This window comes from Hymenobacter sp. B81 (assembly GCF_044628455.1).
Lineage (GTDB): Bacteria > Bacteroidota > Bacteroidia > Cytophagales > Hymenobacteraceae > Solirubrum.
Genome location: NZ_JBIYZW010000001.1, coordinates 675,364 through 694,736, shown reverse-complemented (window position 1 = coordinate 694,736; position 19,373 = coordinate 675,364). Strand labels below are relative to the sequence as shown.

27 protein-coding genes are annotated in these 19,373 nt (G+C 65.3%); all 27 read left to right on the top strand.

Features of this window, described 5'->3' with window-relative positions:
- The first annotated feature begins 98 nt into the window (after window positions 1-98).
- Complete coding sequence (locus ACE191_RS03085) at window positions 99-290, top strand: hypothetical protein (protein WP_400190717.1); 192 nt, start codon at window positions 99-101, stop codon at window positions 288-290.
- A 32-nt stretch (window positions 291-322) separates the two neighbouring features.
- Window positions 323-679 carry a hypothetical protein gene (locus tag ACE191_RS03080; protein ID WP_400190716.1) on the top strand — a complete coding sequence of 119 codons (357 nt, stop codon included), beginning with the start codon at window positions 323-325 and terminating at the stop codon, window positions 677-679.
- An 83-nt stretch (window positions 680-762) separates the two neighbouring features.
- A complete protein-coding gene (locus tag ACE191_RS03075; RefSeq protein ID WP_400190715.1) occupies window positions 763-1,026 on the top strand; it encodes a hypothetical protein in 264 nt (87 codons plus the stop codon).
- 2 nt (window positions 1,027-1,028) lie between these two features.
- Window positions 1,029-1,343 (top strand): hypothetical protein, encoded by a 315-nt coding sequence (locus tag ACE191_RS03070; RefSeq protein ID WP_400190714.1) that lies wholly within the window; start codon window positions 1,029-1,031, stop codon window positions 1,341-1,343.
- Window positions 1,344-1,353: 10 nt separating this feature from the next.
- Window positions 1,354-1,476 (top strand): hypothetical protein, encoded by a 123-nt coding sequence (locus ACE191_RS03065; RefSeq protein WP_400190713.1) that lies wholly within the window; start codon window positions 1,354-1,356, stop codon window positions 1,474-1,476.
- A gap of 6 nt (window positions 1,477-1,482) precedes the next feature.
- A complete protein-coding gene (locus ACE191_RS03060; RefSeq protein WP_400190712.1) occupies window positions 1,483-1,671 on the top strand; it encodes a hypothetical protein in 189 nt (62 codons plus the stop codon).
- Window positions 1,672-1,734: 63 nt separating this feature from the next.
- Window positions 1,735-2,793 carry a hypothetical protein gene (locus ACE191_RS03055; RefSeq protein WP_400190711.1) on the top strand — a complete coding sequence of 353 codons (1,059 nt, stop codon included), beginning with the start codon at window positions 1,735-1,737 and terminating at the stop codon, window positions 2,791-2,793.
- Window positions 2,794-2,880: 87 nt separating this feature from the next.
- Window positions 2,881-3,948 carry a PolC-type DNA polymerase III gene (locus ACE191_RS03050; RefSeq protein WP_400190710.1) on the top strand — a complete coding sequence of 356 codons (1,068 nt, stop codon included), beginning with the start codon at window positions 2,881-2,883 and terminating at the stop codon, window positions 3,946-3,948.
- Window positions 3,949-4,004: 56 nt separating this feature from the next.
- Window positions 4,005-4,943: a hypothetical protein gene (locus tag ACE191_RS03045; RefSeq protein WP_400190709.1), complete on the top strand. Its 939-nt coding sequence runs from the start codon at window positions 4,005-4,007 to the stop codon at window positions 4,941-4,943.
- Window positions 4,943-5,434, top strand: a complete 492-nt coding sequence (locus tag ACE191_RS03040) for a hypothetical protein (protein WP_400190708.1) — start codon at window positions 4,943-4,945, stop codon at window positions 5,432-5,434. Before ACE191_RS03045 ends, ACE191_RS03040 begins: the two co-directional genes overlap by 1 nt.
- Entirely contained in the window at window positions 5,431-6,906 is a 1,476-nt protein-coding gene (gene dnaB, locus ACE191_RS03035) for a replicative DNA helicase (protein WP_400190707.1), read from the top strand. The genes ACE191_RS03040 and dnaB overlap by 4 nt, the downstream gene beginning before the upstream one ends.
- Window positions 6,907-6,908: 2 nt before the next feature.
- Window positions 6,909-7,931, top strand: a complete 1,023-nt coding sequence (locus ACE191_RS03030) for a phosphoadenosine phosphosulfate reductase family protein (protein ID WP_400190706.1) — start codon at window positions 6,909-6,911, stop codon at window positions 7,929-7,931.
- Between the two features lie 2 nt (window positions 7,932-7,933).
- Window positions 7,934-9,307, top strand: a complete 1,374-nt coding sequence (locus tag ACE191_RS03025; protein ID WP_400190705.1) for a DNA-methyltransferase — start codon at window positions 7,934-7,936, stop codon at window positions 9,305-9,307.
- Window positions 9,308-9,315: 8 nt separating this feature from the next.
- Window positions 9,316-9,507, top strand: coding sequence for a hypothetical protein (locus ACE191_RS03020; protein WP_400190704.1), 192 nt, complete (start codon window positions 9,316-9,318; stop codon window positions 9,505-9,507).
- On the top strand, window positions 9,504-9,665 hold the full coding sequence (locus ACE191_RS03015; RefSeq protein ID WP_400190703.1) for a hypothetical protein: 162 nt from the start codon (window positions 9,504-9,506) through the stop codon (window positions 9,663-9,665). Before ACE191_RS03020 ends, ACE191_RS03015 begins: the two co-directional genes overlap by 4 nt.
- 11 nt (window positions 9,666-9,676) lie before the next feature.
- A complete protein-coding gene (locus ACE191_RS03010) occupies window positions 9,677-10,042 on the top strand; it encodes a hypothetical protein (protein WP_400190702.1) in 366 nt (121 codons plus the stop codon).
- Window positions 10,039-10,221, top strand: a complete 183-nt coding sequence (locus ACE191_RS03005) for a hypothetical protein (protein ID WP_400190701.1) — start codon at window positions 10,039-10,041, stop codon at window positions 10,219-10,221. Before ACE191_RS03010 ends, ACE191_RS03005 begins: the two co-directional genes overlap by 4 nt.
- Window positions 10,222-10,265: 44 nt before the next feature.
- Window positions 10,266-11,219, top strand: a complete 954-nt coding sequence (locus tag ACE191_RS03000; protein ID WP_400190700.1) for a hypothetical protein — start codon at window positions 10,266-10,268, stop codon at window positions 11,217-11,219.
- Window positions 11,216-11,419, top strand: coding sequence for a hypothetical protein (locus ACE191_RS02995; protein WP_400190699.1), 204 nt, complete (start codon window positions 11,216-11,218; stop codon window positions 11,417-11,419). The genes ACE191_RS03000 and ACE191_RS02995 overlap by 4 nt, the downstream gene beginning before the upstream one ends.
- Window positions 11,416-11,601, top strand: coding sequence for a hypothetical protein (locus ACE191_RS02990; protein WP_400190698.1), 186 nt, complete (start codon window positions 11,416-11,418; stop codon window positions 11,599-11,601). Before ACE191_RS02995 ends, ACE191_RS02990 begins: the two co-directional genes overlap by 4 nt.
- A 7-nt stretch (window positions 11,602-11,608) precedes the next feature.
- Entirely contained in the window at window positions 11,609-11,875 is a 267-nt protein-coding gene (locus tag ACE191_RS02985; RefSeq protein ID WP_400190697.1) for a hypothetical protein, read from the top strand.
- An 85-nt stretch (window positions 11,876-11,960) separates the two neighbouring features.
- The gene (locus ACE191_RS02980; RefSeq protein WP_400190696.1) at window positions 11,961-12,305 is read left to right on the top strand and encodes a hypothetical protein; all 345 of its coding nucleotides are present in this window, start codon (window positions 11,961-11,963) and stop codon (window positions 12,303-12,305) included.
- A gap of 67 nt (window positions 12,306-12,372) precedes the next feature.
- Window positions 12,373-13,179 (top strand): terminase small subunit, encoded by an 807-nt coding sequence (locus ACE191_RS02975; RefSeq protein WP_400190695.1) that lies wholly within the window; start codon window positions 12,373-12,375, stop codon window positions 13,177-13,179.
- Window positions 13,172-14,356: a PBSX family phage terminase large subunit gene (locus tag ACE191_RS02970; RefSeq protein ID WP_400190694.1), complete on the top strand. Its 1,185-nt coding sequence runs from the start codon at window positions 13,172-13,174 to the stop codon at window positions 14,354-14,356. Before ACE191_RS02975 ends, ACE191_RS02970 begins: the two co-directional genes overlap by 8 nt.
- Window positions 14,356-14,961 carry a hypothetical protein gene (locus ACE191_RS02965; protein WP_400190693.1) on the top strand — a complete coding sequence of 202 codons (606 nt, stop codon included), beginning with the start codon at window positions 14,356-14,358 and terminating at the stop codon, window positions 14,959-14,961. Before ACE191_RS02970 ends, ACE191_RS02965 begins: the two co-directional genes overlap by 1 nt.
- Before the next feature lie 4 nt (window positions 14,962-14,965).
- Window positions 14,966-15,628, top strand: a complete 663-nt coding sequence (locus tag ACE191_RS02960) for a hypothetical protein (protein WP_400190692.1) — start codon at window positions 14,966-14,968, stop codon at window positions 15,626-15,628.
- Window positions 15,629-15,729: 101 nt separating this feature from the next.
- Window positions 15,730-19,146 (top strand): hypothetical protein, encoded by a 3,417-nt coding sequence (locus ACE191_RS02955; RefSeq protein ID WP_400190691.1) that lies wholly within the window; start codon window positions 15,730-15,732, stop codon window positions 19,144-19,146.
- The last annotated feature ends 227 nt before the right edge of the window (window positions 19,147-19,373 follow it).

The window sequence follows — 19,373 nt, the reverse complement described above, 5'->3', positions numbered from 1 at the left end:
TCTAGAGATTTGAAGAAGAAAAAGAACAACAGGCGCAATATACGCCACCTCTAGAAATGGCTAAGGAAAATCAAGCACCTCCGTTGAGCATCCGGGCTATGATGCCCGACGGCTTCATCAAGCGGCTTTCGCAGCTAACCGGGTGCAAATACCCCGGTACCCTCTCGAGCGTGGTGAACCTCGAAAACACCACTTCGAAGTATTGGCCTGCTGTCGAAACCCTCGCCCGCGAAACCAATCCGGCCGGCTTCGCCCAGTGGCAAGCTGAGCAGCTGCAGCCGGCCGCCTAATTCATTTCCAACCCCTTCACTCATCACGCATCGTGAAAAAGAACTCCACCGCCGTGCGTCGTCAGCTGCTACCTGACGGCGCCACCCTCTCCCTCAAATGCCTCGGTGCAGGCGACCTGCTCAGCGTTCGGTGCGCCACCACCGGTGTGCTGCTGCCGCCGGTGCCGCTGCTGGGCTATGCCCGCACCCCGGATGGCCTGAGCCTGTACGTGGCGGGCCACACGGGCTCGGCCCTGCGCCTAGCCACGGAGCATGCCCCCGACTTCGTGCGGGAAGTCTTCTTCGGCCCCGCTCCTACCCACCTGACCGAGCTGGCGGTGGAGGACTACGCCGACGGCGATCTGGTGCGCTACCCGCGCCGCACGGCTCAATACCTGCGGGCCGCCTAAAAGCACGAAAGCCCCCGGCTGTGCTACCAACCGAGGGCTCCTGGACAACTCCGCAGAGTCACCCATCACGCATCGCAAAGATAATGAATCATCTCCGCATCACTTCCTCAAACGCGTCTGCCGCCCCCATCGGCCCGGTCAACCTCATCGAATTGAAGGAGGTCGACTCGCAGCACCTGCCCGGTCACCTCACGCGCTTCGCTCCGCTGGATGAAATCCGCCGGGTGGGCCGCACGGTGAAGCGCCAAAAGCCGCACCTCACCGAGGAAGTGGATTTCCGCATCGCTGACATCGAGGTGGCCCGGGCCATGCAGGAGGATGACGCCCCGCTTTCTGTCGCCTACTGACCATGAGTACCACCCTCGAAGAATTGGACGGGTATGGCGCCCGCATCGCAGCCCTGGAGCGGCTGTGCGCCAAGCTGCAACGCGACATCGACGCGATTCGGCAGGATGCCGACCAGTGGGTCGATACGGAGAAGGCCCTGCAAATCCTCGGCATTTCGCGCTCCACCCTGCTGGTGCAGCGCAGCAAAACGCCGCAGCGGGGCAAAGTCCTCTACCGCAAAGACGGCAAGAAGTGCCTCTACTCGCGGGAAAGCTGCAAGGACTACAGCCAGCGTCAGGCCCTCGCCAGCAACAGCTCACTCCGCATCGCTTCCTGATCCCACCGCCATGCCCACCGAACTCGATTACCACCGCGCCGAGCGCCGCTTCAACCGCGCCCTGGGCCTTGCCGCCGGCTGCGCCCTGGCGGCTGTGGGCTGCCTGATCCTGATCTACTGCCTGCTGTTCTAGCGCCCCATGAAAGTCCCCGTCTTCACCTGGTCCGGCCCGCTGCCCAAGATGGTCGCCGACGTGCGCCGCCAAGCCGAGTCCGACCACCTGCTCTGGGTGCTGCTCTTCGCCGTGCTGCTGCTGGCCTCGTGCCAGCGCCGCGCCTACCTGCAGCACGACCCCGAGCGCCCGGCCCCGCGGGTAGCGGCCCGCTAAAACGCAAACGACCCGCGGGGTGCCACCCGCGGGCCATTCAATCAACGATTTCCCGCCACAAAGATGTCTGAAAATTCGAATACCCCCGCCGTGGCTGCTCGTTCGACGGCCTCCACGGTTTCCCGCGAAACCATTGAGAAGCTGGTGCTGGCCGGCGACCTGTCGAAAATGGACCCCGCCGCCCGCGTGGCCTACTACCTGCAGCTCTGCGAATCGCTCAAGCTCAACCCCCACACCCAGCCGTTTCAAATCCTGCGCCTCTCGGGCAAGGAGGTGATGTACGCCACCAAGTCCTGCACCGAGCAGCTGCGCAAGCTCAACGGGGTGAGCGTCACCAAGCTCGAAACCGCCCAGCCGGCAGGCCTGCTGGTGGTCACGGCCTACGTGCGGGACAAGAAGGGCCGCACCGATGCCTCGACCGGGGCCGTGGTGCTGGAGGGGCTCAAGGGCGAGGCCCTGGCCAATGCCTACATGAAGGCCGAAACCAAGGCCAAGCGCCGCGCCACCCTCTCCATCTGCGGCCTGGGCATGCTCGACGAATCCGAGCTGGACACGCTCAAGGGCGCGCAGCCGGTGGCCCTGCCCGACCTGGGCACGTCGGCCGAGGTCGTGGCAGAGCCCGCGCCCGTCGCCGAGCAAGCGCCGGCCCCGATGGCGGTCAATGCGTTTCAGGCACCCGCTGCCGAGCCCGCCCCGGCCCACGTCGGCCAGCTGCCCGACATGCCCAGCATCGATGCCGAGGGCGTAGCTCCGGCGGCCGAACGCTACCCCAACGGGGAGACGCCAGCCGAAGCGGCCCAAAAGCAGGAAATCATTGCCCTGCTCAACCACCCCGTGGTGCGCCGCTCGGAGAAGTCGAAGATGCTGCTCAACATCCACAAGCTGACGCAGGCCCGCGCCAACCAGGCTATCGACGGGCTGCGCACCACCATCCCCACCCGCAAGCAGGAGCGGCAGCAGGATGCCCAGGAGCTGCTCGACTTCGTGCACCAGAACGAGGAGCTGCTCGGGGAAGAAACGGCGGCTCGCCTGCGCCGCCTGGGCATGGACCCGAAAACGCCCAGCGACGTGCTGCGCGAAGAGAAGATGAACGCCGCCCACCAGCTGGCCAACGTCGCCTAATCCCATTTGCCCCCTCTCCCCCGGGGAGGGGGCTTTTTCGGCCCTAGCGCCACGCCTTGTATTCCACCTGTCTGCTGGCATTTCCCCATGAGCTACCACGTCCTGCATTCGAACCTCTGCCTCGACCTGGTGGGCACCGACAAGAAGCCGTGCGCGTGGAAGAAGGAGTACTTCTTCCGCCACGCCGACGGCCGCCTGGCGCAGGTCACGGAGTTGGAACACGGCTTCGTGTACCGCAGCCCCGCCACCTACCGCCGCGACCTGAGCACGCCCAGCACCGACTGGCTGCAGTGGCGCAACGGGCAGAAGAAAATGACAAAGGGCGAGCAGCCCCCTTTCAAGTACGCCGAGCTGCCGGGCCAGCTGCTGGAGCTGCCCCACGGGGCCGAGCCCTGCACCCAGGCCGAGTACGAGGCGGTGCTGGCCAAGGCCCTGGCCGCCGAGCAGAAGAAGGCCGACGACGAAGCCAAAGCCAAGGCGTTTGCGGCCCTGCTCAAAACCGGCAAGCTCTACGCCGCCGACCCCGAAGCCGTCACGCTCACCGCCTCCGCTGCCATGCCGTTCCTCTCCGACTACACGGTTCTGGATTTTGAGTTCATCCCGAAAGGCCACGTGCCGCTGGAGCTGGGCGCGGTGCGCTTCGTGAACGGGGTGGAAGTCGACCGGTTCTCCTCGTTCATCGCCCTGCCCGAGTTCGTGACCGTGCCCGGCCTGGTCACCGAGATTACCGGCATCACCACGGCCTCGCTGCGCAACGCGCCCCCGGTGAAGGCGGTGCTGCAACGCTTCCGCCAGCTGGCCGGCGACTCGCTGCTGGTGGCCCACAACGTCACCGCCGACCGCACGGTGCTGGAGAACACCCGCGCCGCCCTGGGCTCCTACACCCCGCTGCCCGGCCCCTGGCTGTGCACCATGAACGTGGCCAAGGACCGCGGCTACAAAGGCGGCCTGGCCGATGTGTGCGCCCGCTACGGCATCAACACCCGCGGCCACCACGGCGCCCTCACCGACGCGCTGCTCTGCCACCAGGTGCTGCAGGCCCTGCACGCCGAGCGCCCCATCGAACCCGGCTGGGCCACCCCGGACGGCAAGAAGCCCGGCCGGGGCAAGAAGCAGGCCGCCGTCGGTACTCCCTCCCTCTTCGCTGCTGCTTAAGCATGGCTGCCCCGCTTATGACCGCCCAACCCGGCGGCACCCCTTCCCCCGCCCAAATGGATTACATCAAGCTCTCGAACCGGTTCTGGAAGCTGCACAAGGAGGCAGCCTTTTCGACGGCGGAGATTGCGCTGTATTTCCACCTGCTGAGCATCTGCAACGAACTGACGTGGAAGAACCCCTTCCAGCAGTCAAACGTGCTGCTGTGCGCCTCGCTGGGCCTGTCGGAGAAAACCCTTATCGCCGCTCGCGCCAAGCTGCAAACCAGCGGGCTGCTGGCCTTCGTTCCGGGCCACAAGCGCACCCCTACTACCTACCGCCTGGCCGGGCATGCCGCCCTGTTTTCCCTGGAGGATACCCTGGAGAATGCACTGGAAAATTTCCAGTCAAAACTCCAGCCTATTCGGGAGCTGACCCCACCTGATTCGGCTTCTCAGCTCCCGAATACACTGGAAAATGTTGCCTCATCAATAAACCAAACTAGTTCTGTAGTAGAAAACCAAACCTCTCGCGTGGGCGCGTGTGAGGGGCAAGTTTCCTCCCTTCCTGAATCACCCAGCCCCGGGGCCCCATCTCCCCGTTGCGCGGCCCCCTCTTCCCCGGCCTCGCCGGCGGCCCGTGGCGTAGCGGCCAAGCTCGCCGCTCACTGGAAAATCACTGAGCTGCGCAACGCCCGACGCTGGGGGCAGCTGGTCAGCTTCTGCCGCGCCCTCGATGAAGCCGGCCAACTGGCTTACCTCGATCAGCAATTCGCCGCCTATGCGGCCCACCGCCAGCTGCGCGGCATCAGCTCGCACGGCCTGGACACCTACCTCGGCCACGAGCAGAGCCTCGGCCCCGACGGCATGCCTTACGCCGACGGCGCCTGGACCGAAAAAGACTGGGCTGCCGAGCTGGCCGATGAGCGCCACCGGCAACAGCAGCGCCCTGGCGCCACCCCCGCCCTGGCTACGAAGGCCTCGGCTTCTCCCTCCAAACAGCAATCCTGGGACTAATGAAATTCCTCGTTTCCAAAGATTCCGAAACCGGTGCCAAGCTCACCGCCCTGCGCACCCGCATCACCGCATGCACCCAAGCCGCCAAGGACTTCGCCGCTACCCACGGCTGGGAGCAGTGGCTGAGCGACTCGTGGTACGTCTCGGGCAACATCGCCGGTGTGTACTTCCCCGAGCAGCCCAGCGGCTGGAAGCGCCGCGGGGAAGCGGAAGGCAAAACGTTTTACAGCCCCCGCTCCACCAAGGCCAACGCCGCGCTGCTCCAGCAGCTGGCCGACCTGCCGAAGGTCTCGCGCCAGCAGTACAACAGCGCCATCGGCTACACCGCCGGCCCCTTCGGCCTCTACGGCCTGGCCGATTGCGGCGACTGCTGGCTGCTGGACATGACCGAAACCCATGTGCCGAAGCCCCTGCCGGCTGACATGGTGGAAATCACCGTGACCGAGTACCGCGCCCGTCTGGACGCCACCAAAGCCCCCGCCGCGCAATGAAGCCCACGCACATCCTTCCCCACGACCTGGCCTTCGAGCAGGTCGTGCTCGGCACCGCCCTCTACCAACGCTCTGCGCTCGACACGCTGCTGGAGCTGCTGCCCGAGCAGGCCTTCCATGCCGACAAGCACCAGGTGATTTTCCGCGCCGTTCGTGCGCTGCACGAGGCCGGGGACCCGGTCGACCAGCTCAGCCTCACCCGCTATTTTCTGGACCACGGCCTGGCCCACCGGATCGGCGGGCTGCCCTACCTGGCCAAAATCAGCGAGCAGGTCGACAACGCCGCCGGCCAAGAAAAGCGCTGCCGCAAGCTGCTCGAACTCTTCGCGCAGCGCACAGTCATCCGCACGGGCCAGCTGCTGGAACAGCGCGGCCACGACGCGCTGACCGACCCGCTCGACATCCTGGCCGACGCCCAGCAAGTGCTCAACGACCTGCACCAGGTGCTGCAAACCCGTCCGGCCGACACGCTGGCCGCCCTCATGCCGCAGGTGTTTGACCGCATGCGTGCCGCCGTGGACCGCCGCGGCCTCACCGGCCTGAACACCGGCCTGCTGGCGCTCAACGACGCCACCGGCGGCTGGCAGCCGGGCGAGCTGATCGTGCTGGCCGGCCGGCCGGGCATGGGCAAAACAGCGGCCCTGCTGCACGCCGTGCACACCGTGGCCATCGCCGACGGGCTGCCCGTCGGGGTGTTCTCCCTGGAGATGCCCAAGCTGCAACTCGCCCGCCGCCTGGTGGCCGTGGAGGTCGAAGGCTACACCAACAAGAAGCTGGCGAAAGCGGACTTCCCGGGCGGCCTCGACGAAATCAACCAACTGGAGCGCAAGGCGGCCCGCCTGCTGTCCGACCGCGTCTTTATCGACGACACGGCAGGCTTGAGCATCCAGCAGTTACGCGCCCGGGCCAAGCAAATGAAGGCCACTTACGACATCCGGCTGCTGGTCATCGACTACCTGCAGCTCATGAAGGGGCTGAAGTCGGGCAACCGCGAGCAGGAAATTGCCAGCATCACCCGCTCGCTGAAGGAGGTGGCCAAGGAGCTAAACATCCCGGTTATCCTGCTCTCGCAGCTGTCGCGCTCGGTGGAAACCCGCGGCGGCGACAAGCGCCCGCAGCTCAGCGACCTGCGCGAGTCGGGCTCCATCGAGCAGGATGCCGATATGGTGATTTTCCTCTGGCGCGGCGAGTACTACGACATCGCCGAGTACCAGGACGGCACCAGCACCGCGGATACCATCCTCTACGACATCGCCAAGCAACGCGACGGGGCCACGGGGGAGCTGGTCTTCGGCTGCAAGATTGCCCGGGGCTACTTCTTCGACCTGTCGCCGCACGCGGCTGGCGAGAAGGGCGACTTCCGCCCGCTGCCCAGCAGCGAGTCGTTCGAGAATCCGCATGAGGTGGCCGCGCCCGACAACAAGCGCATGCCGGCCAGCAAGTTCGAGGATAAAGACGAGCTGCCTTTCTAGCCATGGGAACCCAGCTCGACTTCCTCACTACCGAGCAATGCCCGGTGTACCTGGGCGGCTACGACCACATCATCGTTGCCTTTTCCGGCGGCAAAGATTCGGTTGCCTGCGTGCTGCACTTGCTCGATCAGGGCGTGGACCTGCGCAAGCTGGAACTCTGGCACCACCGTGTCGACGGCTGGGACGGGGAGTTTATGGACTGGCCTTGCACCAACGCTTACTGCGAAGCCTTCGCCGCGGCCGTGGGCGTGCCCCTGTACTGGACGTGGAAGGTGGGCGGCTTCGAGGGCGAAATGCTGCGCGAGAATGCCCGCACGGCGCCTATCTGCTTCCAGGCCCCGCAGCCCGATGGCTCGGTCATCGTGAAGCAAACCGGCGGCCACGGCGGCGTACTCTCCACCCGCCGGGCCTTCCCGCAGGTGGCGGCCGACCTCTCGGTGCGCTGGTGCTCGGCCTACCTGAAAATCGACAACGCCCGCACGGCGCTGCGCAACCAGGAGCGGTTCGTCGGCAAGCGCACCCTCTTCCTTTCGGGGGAACGGGCCCAGGAGTCGCCCGGCCGCGCCCACTACGCCCGGTTTGAAAACGACGATGCCGACGCCCGCACGAGCCCTAGGTTGCGCCGGCACATCGACCGCTGGCGTCCGGTCCATCATTGGTCCGAAAAGCGCGTGTGGGAGATTTTGGAGCACTACCGGGTGAACCCGCACCCCTCGTACCGGCTGGGCTGGTCGCGGTGCTCCTGCGCCGGCTGCATTTTCAACGGCCCAGACCAGTTCGCCACGCTGCGCCACATCTGGCCCGCGCGCTTCGCCCGACTCTGCGGCTATGAGCGGGAGTTCGACCGCACCATCAAACGCAACATCGCCCTCGAAGCCCTGGCCGACCTGGGCACGCCCTTCCCGGTGAGCGAGGCCGACGTACGGGCCGCCCTCTCAGCTCAGTGGCACGAGCCCATTTTCCTCAATCCTGGCGAGTGGCGCCTGCCTATGGGCGCCTTTGCTGAAAACGCTGGCCCAGTTTAGTTATGCGCAGCCAACTCATACAAAACGATTGCGTGGCGGCGCTGCCCACGTTGGAGGCCTGCTCGGTGCAAGCCTTCATCACCTCGCCGCCCTACTGGGGCCTGCGCGACTACGGCGTGCCGCCCACCTCCTGGCCCGAGGTGCGCTACGCCCCGATGGCTGGGCTGCCCGAGGTAGTGGTGCCGGCGATGGAGTGCTGCCTGGGCCTGGAGCCTACGCCCGAAGCCTTCATCGGCCACCTGCTGCATGTGTTCCGGCTGGCGGCGCCGGCCCTGAAGGCAGACGGTACCTGCTGGGTAAACCTGGGCGACACGTACAGCGGCAGCCGCTGCGGCGGCAATACGGGTGTGATTCAGGGCAAGCAGTCCGGCCGAGGGCGCGCCGAGTCGGTAGCGGCCCGTAAGCAGGTGCTCGATGCCCGCACCCAGAGCCGCCGGCGCGACCGAACCGAAGTGCCGCGCTCCGACGTGCAGGTGGGAGGCCTTCCAGCAAAAAATCTGGTCGGCATTCCCTGGCGCTTTGCCTTCGCCATGCAGGCCGATGGGTGGTACCTGCGCCAGGACATCATCTGGGCCAAGCCCAATCCGATGCCCGAAAGCTGCACCGACCGCTGCACGAAAGCCCACGAGTACCTCTTCCTGTTCAGCAAGTCGCCCCGCTACTACTTCAACCACGTAGCCATTGCCGAACCGTTGGCCGCTTCGTCGGTGGCGCGGCTGGCTCAGGATCTCGAGCAACAAAACGGCAGCGACCGGGCCTACGGCGGCGGCGCCCAGCCCATGAAAGCCGTGCAGGCCCGCCCGCAGCTGCTGCGGGCCCTGGAACTGGCCGAGAAGGGCGGCCTGACGGAAGCCCACCTCGATGCCATCCGCGCCTGCGGCATTGCGGACGGGAAAACGCTGGAAACCCAGACGGGGGCCGGGCGCAACACCGAGCAGGTGCAGCAGCTGGCCGAAGAGGCGCGCCAGGTACTGGGCTCCTATTACCGCGAGTTCCTCGCCGGCAGGCGCAGCAGCGGCAACGCAGAGCGCAAACCCCGCCCCGAAGGGCCCGAGGACTCCGGAAAAAACCAGTGCGGGCATGTGCCCTGGGAAGATGAAACCGGGCTGCGCAATAAGCGCAGCGTGTGGACCGTGGCCACCAAGCCCTACAGCGAGGCGCACTTCGCCGTGTTCCCGCCCGAGCTGATACTGCCCTGCATTCTGGCCGGATCTCGAGTAGGCGACCTGGTGTGCGACATGTTCTCCGGCTCCGGAACCACCGGGCAGGAAGCTATCCGCCTCGGCCGCCACTACCTCGGCATTGAAGCCAAGCCCGCAAACATTGGATTGCACCGCAAACGCATAGGCGGCCTTCAGACCGTCATGCCCATGTAGCCCCTGCCATGCCCGACGAGCAATACTCCGAGTGGATGCGGCGCACGCTGGCCCGCACCCTCACCAAAACCAAAGAGCGCGACCTGCTCAACCTCTACACCCACTTCCAGCAGCGCGGCGGCCCGGGCCTGGAGCTGGTCGAAGCGGAAATGACCACCCGCGGCCTGCCCCTCAAACAGCCAGCTGGCCCGGCGCCATGAGCAAGAAGCTCCAAGTAGTGCGCCGGCGGCTGGCGACCGAGAAGGCCGACCAGCTCTACCGCCTGCGCAGGATTTACCGGGGCGACGCCGTTGCTGTCGCCCTCATCGATACCGAATTGGAACAGCGGGGCCTGCTTATTCCGCAGCAGGCCCCATAACCGCCCCTCTTATGTCAATCGAAACCCTTGCCGATGAGCTGCAGCCGCTGGGCCGCCTCTACCAGCTGGCGGGGCTGCCATTATCTGCCAGCTTCGCCAGCTTGGAAAAGGTCCTGGCAGCCCGCCTGTCGGCACCTGTGCTGGCCCCCGAGCCAACGCCAGTGCCGGCCCCCATCGTGGCGCCAGCGCCAGCCCCAGCACCTGCTGCGGCCCGGCTGCCCTTCGTCGGTGTCAACCGCGCGGGCTCTACCGCTGAACTGCTGGAAAAACTGGCCCTGCTCGAAGCCAACCCCGGCCACTACCAAACCCAGCGCGGCATTATCGAAGATGAACTCCGGCGCCGCGGGGTGAACCTGTTTCCGGCTGAGCAGGCATGAAACGGACCAAGACACCACCTGGGCAGGGCGCCCTGTTTGGCCCGCCGCCCCGCGAGTCGGCCTCGCAGCTCGAGGCCCGCTACGCTGCCCTCGGTCCCGATGGGCGCAAACAGAACGGAAGGCATTTGCAGGCCCTGGCCATGCGCCGGCTGCAGCAAATCGACGAACGAGACCAATGAACCCAGCAAAACAGACCCCCGAAGAGGCATTGCGCACTGCACGCATGCACCCCGACTCCATCAAAGCCATCGAAGAGCTGCGTAGGCTGGCCGCGCAGGGCTTTTGGGAGCCGCAGCTGGATGATAACAACGATATCATCGGCATCCTGGCCAGTGAGCCAACCTTTGAGCCAGTGACCCCGCAGCATGTGGATGAAGGTCGCGATGCTGAGCAGACCGGCACCTATACCGAGATTGTAGCAAATACCGCTTGGGACCGGGAGGGCAACGAGCTGGAGCGGATTGATGCCAACACGCACTACATCTGCCGCCTGCACAACGTGTTCCCAGGCATCGTTTCCCGCCTGCGAGAAGCAGAGGCCACCCTGCGACGCGCTTCCGCACCGATCGCCGGCCCCAGCGATGATGTGATTGATGCCCAGCGGTACGCCACTACGCCTGGCGCCACCCAATCCCCCGAGAGTGTCGAGTGGTCAGCCTCCACCGTGCTGAACCGCGCCATTGCGCGCCACTACGGCCTGCCCTTGGATACCCCCGCCTACGCCATCGAGGGATTGTCGCTGCCCCGTGCCGTGGTGTTGCAGGTCTTGGAGCAAACGGGAGCCGTTGCCGCCGAAGCCCACAACGCCCTGTCGGCCCTGCGTTCGGCTGCTGTAGAGCCCACTGGAGCAGCGGAAGCTGCCCCGGACCCCTGGGAGGTGATGGGACGGTTGGAAGAAAGTTTTAAGACACTGGAGCCCTTCGGCGTGGTAGAAGGCAGCCACCACTCGCTTGCGGTATTCCTGAGCGATGTGGAGCAGATGCTGGAGGACGTTCGAGTGCTCTATCCCTGGCCGTCGCAGCCCCCGGTAAAGGAATCATACTTGAAGACCGCAGCCACCACCTGCGCCGACCCCAACTGCAAAAACGGCCTGCAGTTCGTCGGCCCCGGCGACTGGCGGCCCTGCGACCAGTGCCAGGCAGGCCTCAATCAAGCCCAGACCACTGCAGCACCATGAAAGACCCGTTCAGCGAAACCGGGTACTGTCAGCGCTGCGGAGGCGACCTGGATACCCAAGCCGAGCAGGATGCTGGCTACTGCTCCTTCTGCTACCACGAGGACGACGATACGCTATCGGACCCCGATACCTGCACCTGCGGCGAGCTGCTTGACGAGGTCGGTGCCTGCCCCGTCTGCGACCCCATCTACCTCCGATGAGTAAGCAGCCGCAACCCCAGCCAACCGGCCCGCCGTGCTTCGCGGTGGCCCGGTTGGTCTACGGGCGCGCCACCTGCCACAACTGGCCACCCGAAGCCATTGCCGAGCTGCGCCTGCTCGCCCAGAAGTACCGCATCCCCGAACGCAACATGCCCGCCACGGCAGCCCCTGACATCACCTGATCCGCTCATGAATCACATCCACATTGCCACCACGCTCGATGAGCAGCGCCAGCCCGAGGGTCTTACCCAGGTCGAAATGACGTTGAACCCGGTAGCCAAGCAGTCCGCCTGGGGGGAGTCACTACTCGCCGCCTGTGAGGTCGAAATCCTGCGCGGCTTCTGGCTTGAGCGCGACGACGGTAGTACCACCTACTGCTTCGAGCTGGATACTGAGAAGGCCGGCCAGCTCAAACAGGCTCTTACGCTGGCCTTCTTCCGCCCCGACACCAACTAGTCCGACCTCACCTGAGCGCCCGCCACGGCGCCCAGGTTTTTTCCGTTACCGCGCCCGCCACGGCGCCCAGCCTTCTCTCCACCACATGCCCCGCAATCCCAACGCCGTTTACCTGCCGACCCTCTCGGTGTCGGACACCCGCCGCGTGCTGCTCAGCAAGGAGCTCTGCACCCGCCTCGGCATCAAAGCCGGCCACCGCATCGACCTGATTCCCCCGCCCCGCCGCGGCGGCATCTGGCACCTGGACATTCGCCCCCGCGTCGGCAAGCCGCTCACCCATACCCCCAGCACCCGCCCCACCTTCTTCTGCGCCCACCACATCAGCCGCGACGTGCTGCACGACGGCACCCAAGTGCGCAAGCGCATCAAGCTGATCCTGGTGGACGAAACCCCAGATACGCCGGGCCTCTATCGTTTGCAAGAACGGTAGGGGTTCACGCAACAACGGTACATGCCGCCCGGCCCTTTCCGGGGTGGGCTGGCGGCAACTTTGAGCTATGCTCAACGCCACCCAGCCCCAATCCGCCTACAGCCAGCTGACTGAGAAGCAGCGCGCCTTCGTGGATGCGTTGTGTCTGGAGCCCAACATCAGTGCCACCCAGGCCGCCATTCAGGCCGGCTACGCCAAGTCTGGGGCCCGGGTGGAGGGGCATCGGTTGCTAACAAATGCTAACATCCGAAAGGCTCTTGGGGAACGGCTCAAAGACACGTCACCGACGCCTGAGGAGATTGCCCGCCGCTGGGATCGGGTGAGCCGGGCCACGCTTGATGACTTTTACACCCGCAAGAAAGTCGAGGTCCGCGCGAAAGTAAAACAGCCTCTCACTGAGGCCATTGAGCGTATCAAGGAAGAGATTGAGTACGAGTACGAGTTCATGGTTCGGTCCTGGGACGTGCTCAAAACGAGCGAAGACGACCGGGCTGCCGAGTTGGTGCGCCACGAGCAGTACAAGCGTAGCCGCCGGCTCGACATCCTGCGCCACCAGATGCAGCTGGAGCGGAACCCCAATGCCTTTCGCATCATCGACGGCCCTCCCAAAACGGAAGAGGTGCTGGAGCTGGACCTGGTGAAGGCGCAAAAAGCTGGCGTGCTGGACCTGGCCAAGGCCATCAAGCCCACGGCTCACGGCATCGGTGTGGAGCTGCGCGACCCGGATGGTGCCCTCGACAAGCTCGCCCGCATGGCCGGGGCCTACGAGAAGGACAACGCGCAGCAGGCGCCGCTGGTGATGCCGGAAATCCGCGTGTACACGGGCGCGCCGCCGCTCAGCAACTCGGAAAAAGACGTGGACGACGATGTTTGACGCCGGCCCGCTTTACCTCGAAAACCTCAACGCCCCTGAGAAAGTGTTGGTGAACCAGGGCGGCACCAGCAGCGGCAAGACCTACACGATCATGCAGCTGCTGTATTGGTATGCCATTAGCCGCCCGGGCGCGGTGATTACCGTCGTGGGCGAAAGCATCCCGAACCTGAAGAAGGGCGCGTACCGGGACGCCGAAACCATCCATGCCCGCACCCCCGAGCTGCAGTACTACATCAGCAAATGGAATCTGACCGAGCGCGTCATCCATTTCCGCAACGGCAGCCTGATTGAGTTTGCTTCCTTCGAGACCGAGCAGAGTGCCAAAAACGGCAAGCGGGACATTCTCTTCGTCAACGAAGCCAACGGCATCAGCTACCAGATCTACTGGCAGCTGCGCCGGCGCACCCGCTTCAAAATCTTCCTCGACTACAACCCCACCGCCAAATTCTGGGTGCACGAGAAAGTCATCGGCCGGCCAAATGTGCGGCTGATCATCTCCGACCACCGGCATAATCTGTGGCTGAGCCCCGAGGACCACCAGGAAATTGAGGACATCCGGCTGGAGGACATCGAGTTGTTTCGGGTGTACGCCCGCGGCAAGACAGGCAAGATCGAGGGGCTGATTTACCGCAAGGTCGAAGTGGTGGAGGCCATTCCCCCGGATGCCAAGTTCCTGGCGCGCGGCCTTGACTTCGGCTTTACCAACGACCCGACGGCCGTGGTGGACCTCTACACCCAGGACGGCGAGCTGTGGGTAAACGAGGTGCTCTGGGGCCCAGGCCTGCAGAATACCGACATCTACCGGGAGTTGCTGGAGGCCGACCCGCAGAGCCGCCGCAAGCGCACCGTGGCCGACTCGGCCGAGCCCAAGAGCATCAAGCAGCTGAAGGACCTCGGGTTGCCGGTGGAGGCTGCGGAGAAAGGCCCAGACTCGGTGCGCGCCGGCATCGACTCTCTGAAACGCTACCGCATCAACGTCACGCGCAGCAGCAAGAACCTGCGCAAGGAGTTCGACGCCTACAAGTGGAAGGTGGATAAGGCCACCGGGGAGCCCACCAATATCCCCATCGACAAGTTCAACCACGGCATGGACGCGCTGCGCTACGCCGCCCTGGCCACGCTGCCCGCCCTGGCGCTGCCCCGCCGCCGCTCGGCTCAACCCCAACTCGTTCGCTAATGCGCCACACGCTGACCCTCTCCACCGCCGATGGCACCACCCAGCACACGCTGCAGGTGCCTGTTTCGTGGCACGATGTAACGCTTCAGGAGTTCATCGACTGGCAATGCTCGGATGAGCCCGCCATCTGCTGCCTGGCCGGCATCAGCCGCGCGGTGCTGGAGCAGCTGGCCTGGCAGGATGCGGGCTACCTGCTCAACCTACTCTCGTTTGCGGCCGAGTTGCCGAACCCGCCGCCGGCGCCGGACCTGGTGGACCCGGGCGAGGCCAGCTACGGCCAGATGCTGCTGGTGCAGCAGTACCTGGCCGAGCACCCAGAGAAGCCCGACGTGTGGTACGCCCCGCGCCTGTACGCCATCTACCGCAGCCAGCAGGTCTACCGCCGCTACGACCAGGCCAAAATTGACGCAATGGACGCCGCCATCCGGGCCGCCCCGGTGGGCGAGGTGCTGGGGTCGGTGCTTTTTACCTCGGCCGTGTGGCTGCTTTCCACGCGCGCCACGCGGCCGACCCCGACGACGAAGACCCCGGGCCCGACGACGCCGAGGTCGATGCCGGGCTGGAGGAGCTGGGCGACCGGTTTGGCACGCGAAACTTTCATCTGAGCACATGAAGAACTTTATAACGACTACCCCCGACGGCGCCGAGTGCTTCAACCTCCAGGTGCCAACGAGTTGGGCCGATGTGACACTAGCCCAGTACCTGCGCTTGCTCACCGAGCCCGACGCGCATCCGCTGTGCATCCTTACAATCCTTACCCCCGCGCAACTCGACCGCTTGCACTACACCCATGTCGCCATTCTCGCACACCGACTGGAGTTTTTAGCCGACACTGCGGCGCTGTCCGAGCGAGCGTCGGCACCCGACTTGCCCGACGTCGGAGATTCGACCTATGGGCAGATGGTGCTGGCGACCCAGTACTTGGAGCAGCACGCCGACCAGCCCTTGCTGGCCTGTGCCCCCTACCTCTATGCCCTGTACCGCCACCAACAACTGCTCGGCCGCTACGACGAGGTCCGACTGGCCGAGATGGAGGCCGCCGTGTTGGCCGCGCCGGTGCCCGACGTGTACGCCGACCTAGTTTTTATACTGGCAGCCTGGCAGCGTTCCACGAGCGCCACGCTGCCGACGAGCCGGATGACGTGGACGAGTACACCGACGACGAACTCGACGCCGGTGTGGAAGACCTGGCTGCGCAGTTTGGCGTGTTTGCGACCCTGGACACGCTCAGCGGCGGCGACCCGGCCCAATACAAGGCCATCCTCGACCTAGACGCCGATACAGTCCTGCGCAAAATCCGCCTGGAGCAAGCCCGGCGGCGCGTGCAAAAGAGATTGCAAGCCATCCACGAAGCCAAATCCCAGTAAGAAACCATGGCTGAAGACGCCACCGTCCTGCTGCGCATTCAGATCGATTCCGATGCGTACCACAAGCAGCTGCAACAGCTCACGCTCGACATCGAGAAGAACAAGCTAGCCCAGCAGGAGTTGACCAGGGCCCGCAAGGCCCATACGCTCACCGACGAAGAGTTTTCCCAGCGTTCCGTGGAGCTAGCCGCCGAGCTGAAACGACAGCGGGGGGAATACGCCGCCCTGCAGAAGGACTTGGCGCTGTATAATTCCGCCGTGGCGGGCACGGGTACCAGCTACAAAGAAGTGCAGAGCGCCCTCAGCCTGGCCCAGCGGCAATTTCAACAGCTGGAAGGCTCAGCCGACAACAACACGGAGGCCACCAAAGCCCTCTCCGAGGTTATCGACGGGTACCGCCAGCGGCTCACCCAGACCGACGCGGCCCAGTCGGCCTACTTCCGCCAGATCGGCAACTACCCCAAGCTCTCGGCCGACGCCCAGCAGAGCCTCGAAAGCCTTGCCATCGAACTGGAAAAGCTCCGGAAAGCGCAAGCCGAGTCCGCGAAGGCCGGCGGCCCCGTGTCGCCAGAAGCCACCCAGCGCGTTCAGGAACTGGAATCGGCGCTGGCACAGGCGCACCTGGCCAACACCGAGTATGGGAACAGTGTAATCGACCTGAAACGCAAGCTGGCCGACCTGACGACTGCCCGCGACCTGAGCCAAGACAAGGAGGCGGTCAACGAACTGAACGCAGCCATTCTGGAAGTGAAGGGGGCGCTGCAGGAAGCCCGTGGCGTAACGGACGAGTTCGGCGACCGAATCGAGAAGAACGCCAAAAAGGAAGAGCTAGCTACCCTGGGGGATGCGTTCGGTGGGGTCACGGCGGCCATTCAGCTCAGCACCCTGGCCATGGTGGACCAGGAGGACGCCGAGCGCGCCACAGCCGTTGCCACCACCATCCTGGCCCAAGCCGAAGCGGCGCGCAACCTGCAGATCGGGCTGGCCTCCGCCCGCGACGCGGGCCACATCATCCTGCTGAAGGCGAAAAACCTGCTCTTCACCGAGGGCGCCACCGCCACGGCTGCCCACACCGCCGCCACGACCGCCGGGGCCGCTGCGGCGACGGCCCAGACCGCCGCCACCGGCGGGGCCACGCTGGCCCAACGGGCGCTGAACCTGGCCATGAAGCTCAACCCCATCGGCCTGGTGGTGGTCGCTGTCGGCGCGTTGGTCGGGGCTTACTACGCCTGGCGCGGGGCCAGCGAGAAAACCAAGCGCGAGGTGGCCGACCTCATGGAAAAGGTGCTGCGCTTCGGCACGCCCATCGGGCTGGTGGTGACAGGATTGCAAAAGCTCTACGAGAAGTCCGAAACGGTGCGCAAGGTGCTCGACCCGCTGGGGAGATTGTTCGATACGGTAGCCGGCAAAGCCCTCTCCGCTGCTCGCGAGGCGGGGGAAGCGGTGGGGCTGCTGGACACGGCCACCGAGAAGGCCATCAAGGCGCAGGAGCGGCGGGTGGAAAACCAGAAGAAGCAGCTGGAGGCCGCTGACCTCATCGCAGGCAAGTACAAGGAAGAGGCCCGCGCCGCAGAGCTGGCCGGCGAAGCCCTGGAAAAGAGCCGGGCCCTGGAGCGCAAAGGGCTGGCAAAGCAGTTGGAGGAAGCGAAGGAATACGTAGCCCGGCTAACCGAGCTTCGACGGCGCCGGAAAGAAGACGGACAGGCGTTTACGGATGAGGAAACAAAGACTCTGCAGGAATACCAGCTCAAGACACAGGAGCTGCAAAACAACCTGCTTGACTTCGACCTTCAGACCCGCGATAAGTTGGCCGCCGCCCGCAAGAAAGAACTAGACGCTACCAAGTCGGATGCGGAAAAAGCCCGCAAGCTGGCCGAGCAGCGCCTGAAGGACGAGTACGCTACCCGCAAGCAGCTGCTCGACAACCGTCAGCAGCAGATTGCCCGCCTGCTGGAAGTCGTGGAGAAAGGCAGCGAGGACGAGCAGCGGCTGCTGCGCGAACAGGTGCGCAACGCCACCAACATCCAACTGGCCGAGAACAGCGCCGCACAGGTTGGGGCCGCTAAGAAACAGCAGCAGGCCCTCACGGCTGCCCGGGCCGAACTCATGGCCAACGGCAACGCCCAATTGGCGCAGCTGGAGCGGCAGTTCACCCGCCAGCGCATCCTGGACGTGTTCGACCTCACGGCCAAGGGCAACGAAACCCTGTTGGCCCAGGTGCAGGAGCACACCGACGAGGAAACCCGCCTGCGCCAGCAGGCCATCGCCACCCAACTCGGGCAAGAGCTGGCCGCCATCGACCGGCGCGAGAGCGCCGAGAAGCAGGCCGCGCAGGAGGCGCTGCTGCGGGCCACGGCCGCCAAGGAGCTGGCCGACCTGGAATACGCCGACAGCCTGCGTCGGCTGGAGAACTTCTTGGCCGAGAAGCGCCAGGCCCTCGAGCGCGACCACGCCACCGGCGCCCTCTCCGAGGAGCAGTACCAGCGCACGCTTGCCGCCTTCGAGCAGTCCGCCCTACAAGCGCGCATTGTCGTCAACCAGGACTATCAGCGCGACACCGTGGAGCTGACCCGGCAGAAGGTAGATGCGCAGCTCCGCGAGGAAAGCCGCCTGACGGAGCAGACCCGCGACGCGCTCAAGGACCGCCTCGACGCAGCTGCCGACTTCGGCCAGCAGGTCGGGGACGTGTTTGCCGACAGCATGCAGCAGCAGGGGCGCGAGTTGGAAAGCTTTGCGGCGGGCTTTATCCTCTTGGTGGTGGACGTGCTGCAACGGCAGGTACAGGCCACCTTGGCGGCGGCCATTTTCAACTCCACGGCCGCCTCCATGGCCTCGCCCGAGAGCGTGGCCACGGCCGGCGCGGCGGGCGTGCTCAAGGCCGCCCTCTTGAATGCGGCCATCGCCGCGGCGTTTGGGGTCTTCAAAGGGGCCATCCGCAGCAGCTTCGCCGCCCCGTCCGACAGCAAGTTTGCCGGCGGCACGGTGCTGGGCGGCGCGCCCCATAGCCAGGGCGGCACGCAGCTGTTTGCCCCCGGTGGCCAGCACTGGGGCGAGGCGGAGCAGTACGAAATGGTGCTGACCAAAAACGTGTTCCTGACGCCGGGGCTTCGGGAAGCGGCCAACGCCCTGAACCTGGCAGCGGGGGGTAAAAACCTGCTGGCGGGCTTGCCTGGTGGTGGGGCCTGGCCTACGCGTATGGACTTGGGGCGCCTGCTGGCCCCGCCCAGCATCGTGCGCGACTACCTACGGGCGGGCTACCTACCGGGCACGGGCAGCATGTTGGCAGCGCCCCCCGCTTCAGCCCGTGAGGTCGGACAAGAAGTAGCAGAAGCCCTGAAGGGGGTCAAGATTGTTACGCGTGTCACCGACATCAAAGACGGTCTGTCACGGGACGCCTTCACAGCGCAGTTAGGCGGCGATTAAAGCCGCACGACTTGGCCACTGCGGTACACCACGAAGCGGGCGCTGTCCAGTACAGCGCCCGCCTTTCCTTGTAGCTGGTAAGCGTGGAACAGACGGGTTCCAATGCGGGTGGTGTCAGTTACTCGCATCCCTCTATCCGCCCTTGCTTTGTAATCAGTTTTTAGTCCGCTACGGCCCGCTGCAATAAGCGCGCTTGACGCATCATCCAACGCTGAGTCGCGCCGCGT